Source organism: Patulibacter medicamentivorans, from assembly GCF_000240225.1.
GTDB classification, from domain to species: Bacteria; Actinomycetota; Thermoleophilia; order Solirubrobacterales; family Solirubrobacteraceae; genus Patulibacter; species Patulibacter medicamentivorans.
In genome coordinates this window covers 1-3,220 of sequence record NZ_AGUD01000274.1, presented here as the reverse complement: position 1 = coordinate 3,220, position 3,220 = coordinate 1, and the positions used below count along the sequence as shown (strand labels likewise).

The window sequence follows — 3,220 nt, the reverse complement described above, 5'->3', positions numbered from 1 at the left end:
GGCGCCGGCGCGGCCGGCGGCGCGGCGAGCGGCTGCGCCAGCCGCGCCGGGCCGTCGTTCTCGCCGGGCTCGTCTGCCTGGTGGGCGCCTCGGCGGGCGCGGTCGCGACGCTCCCCTCTGGTCCCGACCGGGTCGGGCAACCGCTGGCCGTCGCCCGCGGCACCGCCGACGGCACTCCCTGGCGCCTCGATCTCGTCCGCCGCGACGGGCAGCTGTGCGCGACGCTGGCGACCGAGGGCGCCGCCTTCGACACCGTCTGCGAGCGGGCGCCCCGCCGCGAGCAGGTCGTGCGCCAGGTCGCGACGACGCCGACCCGGACGCTGGTCTTCGGCGTCGCCGGGGCCGGGGTCGACCGCGTGCGGGTGACCGTCGGCGGGCGGACCCGCACCGTCGCCACCGTGCCCGTCTCCGCGGCGGCGACCGATCACGGCGTACCGCGCGACGCGCGGGGCTTCGTCGCCGAGCTGCCGCGCGGCCGCGGCGCCGCCGTCCGTGCCCGCGCGGTCCCGCTCCGCGGGGCGCCCTGAGCCTGGTCCGGCCGCCGCTGGCCGGGGGCGCTGCCGCAGACCGGGCCGCCGTCGCGACCCGACGACGCGGCTCGCGCGGCCGCCGATCGGCTTGCAAACGTCAACATGCGCGACAGACGTCGGCGGTTACGTCGCGCGTCGACCGCGCAGACGTCCCGCCGCGCGTCGTGGTTACGGCGCCGTGCGCTGGCGAGCGACCGCGTCTCCTCTCCCCGACGGGCATCTCGCTCGCTCGCGAACCCTGGCGCTGGTTGTCACGGACCTGTAAACTCGTGTCACAACGGATCACGAACTCCCTCATGATGTTCGTACCGTGGTCGCCCGCTTCGCCAAAGGCCCTTCCTCGATGAGCGAGAACGAGTCCGCACCCGACGTCGTCGATAGCGTCCGCCAGACCATCGAAGGTCGGCTGGCCGAGTTGCAGCCCTACCTCGCCGAGGCCGAGCAGTTGCGATCGATCCTGACCGCGATCGACCATCCCGACGCGCCGGCGCCCGGAAGCGGTGGACAGCGGACCCCGCAGGGCGCCAACAAGCAGGCGATCCTGGCCGTGATCGCCGAGCACCCGGGCATCACCGCTGCCGAGATCGCGCGCATGACCGGCATGAAGCGCACCGTCGTCGCCTCGACCGTCAGCCGCCTGAAGCGGATCGGCGAGCTCGAGCCCGAGGACCGCGGCGTGCGTCTGCCCGACGGCGCCCGGCGTCCCGTCGCCGCCTAGCGCACGGCGGCGTAGCGCCCGCCAGCGCTCTGGCCGCCCTCCTCCGGTTGGAGGAGTTGGTTCGCAGTGCGCCCCCAGCCCCGCCGCCGCGCTCACCACCCGGCTTCCACCACGACCGAGCCGTCGCGGTCGGTCCGCCGCAGCGGGACGCCGACCCGGCGCAGCGCCTGCACGGTCGGCGGCGCCGGGTGCCCGTAGCCGTTGCCGGCACCGACCTGGGCGATCGCCAGCCGCGGGCGCAGCTCGGCCAGCAGCCGCGGGACGTCGGGATCGGCGCTGCCGTGATGCGGGAGCACCAGCACGTCGACCGGCCCGCCGGCCGCTCGCCGCAGCGGCACGCCCTCGCGGTCGCTGGGGATCAGGACCCGCAGCCCCGAGATCGTCGCCCGCACCACCGTCGCCCGCTCGTTGGGGTCCTCCCCCGCCGTCGGCGGTCCCGGCGGACGCGGCGGCGGCCACCGCAGCTCGGCCCGCAGCCGCCCGGCCGTCAGCCGCAACCCGGCCCGTGCCGCGACCACCTGCCCGCCGGCGGCCCGCACCGCCTGCGCGGCGACCGCCGCGGCGGGGTCGGGACGCCCGTCGGTGCCGTCGACCAGCAGCGCCGGGCGCAGCCGTGCGACGACCGCCGGGGCGCCCGCCGTGTGGTCGGCGGCGGCGTGCGTGAGCACCAGGGCGTCCAGCCGCCTGACCCCCTGCTCGGCCAACCGGTCGAGCACTCGCCCCGACGGCGGACCGGCGTCGACGAGGATCGCCGCGTCGCCCTGCCGCAGCAGCGTCGCGCTGCCCTGGCCGACGTCGAGCACGACGATCCCGTCACGGCGCGCCGGCGGGTCGGCGCGACCGCCCCGGTGCAGCGCGACGATCGCGCCGGCGGCCAGCGCGACCGCGATCAGCACGACCGGCGATCGCCTCCGCGGCGCCGGCCAGCGGCTCCGGACCCGCGCGAGCCAGGCCGGGCGCTCGACCACCGCGAGCGCCACCGCCAGGACCACGATCGGCACCGCCGCCACCAGCGGCCCCGGAGTCGCGACCGCCCAGCTCGGCGCGGCCGCCCACCGCGCCACGCCGTCGATCCAGTCCAGCAGTGGCCCGAGCGCGTCCACCAGGGCACCGCTCAGCGGCTCGCCCTCGGGCCCGAGCAGGCCCGCGATCATCCCCAGCCAGGTGATCGGCGCGACCAGCGGCTCGGCCAGCACGTTGGCGGCGACGCTGGTCAGCGAGACGTCGCCGACGCTGGCCGCCAGCACCGGAGCGGTCGCCGCTCCCGCCGCCAGCGGGACCGCGAGCACCAGCGCCAGCCACCGCGGCAGCCGCGCCCGCGCGAGCGCCGCCGTCAGCGGCGCGACCAGCACCAGCAGCCCGACGACGGCGGCGAAGCTCAGCTGCCAGCCGAGCTGGCCGGGCGAGAACGGATCGACGAGCACGGTCGCCACTGCCGCCACCAGCAGCGCCCACCAGCGATCGGCCGGCCGGCCGAGCCCGAGTGCCAGCAGGGTCAGCACGCCCATCACGCCCGCCCGGCGGATCGAGGGTCCGCCGCCGGCCAGCGGGACGTAGGCGCAGACCAGGGCCGCGGCCGCGGCGATCCGCCACCGCCGCCGCAGGCCGGTCACGGCCCCGAGGCCCAGCGCCAGCGCCGCCACCAGCGCGACGTTCTGGCCGCTCGCCGCGACCAGGTGCGCCAGCCCGCTGCGGCGGAAGGCGTCGGTCTGCTCAGCGCTGAAGCCGTCGTCCTGACCGAGCACCATCCCCCGCAGCAGCGCCCCGCGAGCCGCCGCCCGGTCGTCGCCGTCGCTCGTCGGACCCGTCGCTCCCGCTGCGACGCGGTCCGTCCCGGCCCGCTCGTCGCCGCCGGTCGGCGCCAGCGTCCGCTCGGCCCGCTCGCGCACGCGGTCGAGCGCCCCGCGCCAGCCGTCCCGGCGCTCCGGTCCGACGGCCACCAGCACGCCGTCGAGCGCCAGCGCCACGCCCC

At 78.3% G+C, this 3,220-nt stretch carries 2 protein-coding genes and 1 pseudogene; 2 read left to right on the top strand and 1 reads right to left on the bottom strand.

Going from position 1 to position 3,220, the window contains the following annotated elements; all coding sequences use genetic code 11:
• A pseudogene (locus PAI11_RS27520) lies at positions 1-527 on the top strand (hypothetical protein); the annotation flags it as partial.
• A 346-nt stretch (positions 528-873) separates the two neighbouring features.
• Positions 874-1,248 (top strand): MarR family transcriptional regulator, encoded by a 375-nt coding sequence (locus tag PAI11_RS19335; protein ID WP_040601037.1) that lies wholly within the window; start codon positions 874-876, stop codon positions 1,246-1,248.
• A gap of 92 nt (positions 1,249-1,340) precedes the next feature.
• On the opposite strand, the gene PAI11_RS19330 is transcribed toward PAI11_RS19335, so the two are convergent.
• Positions 1,341-3,220, bottom strand: a 1,880-nt coding sequence (locus tag PAI11_RS19330) for a ComEC/Rec2 family competence protein (RefSeq protein WP_040601036.1), incomplete at its 5' end; no start/stop codon positions are given.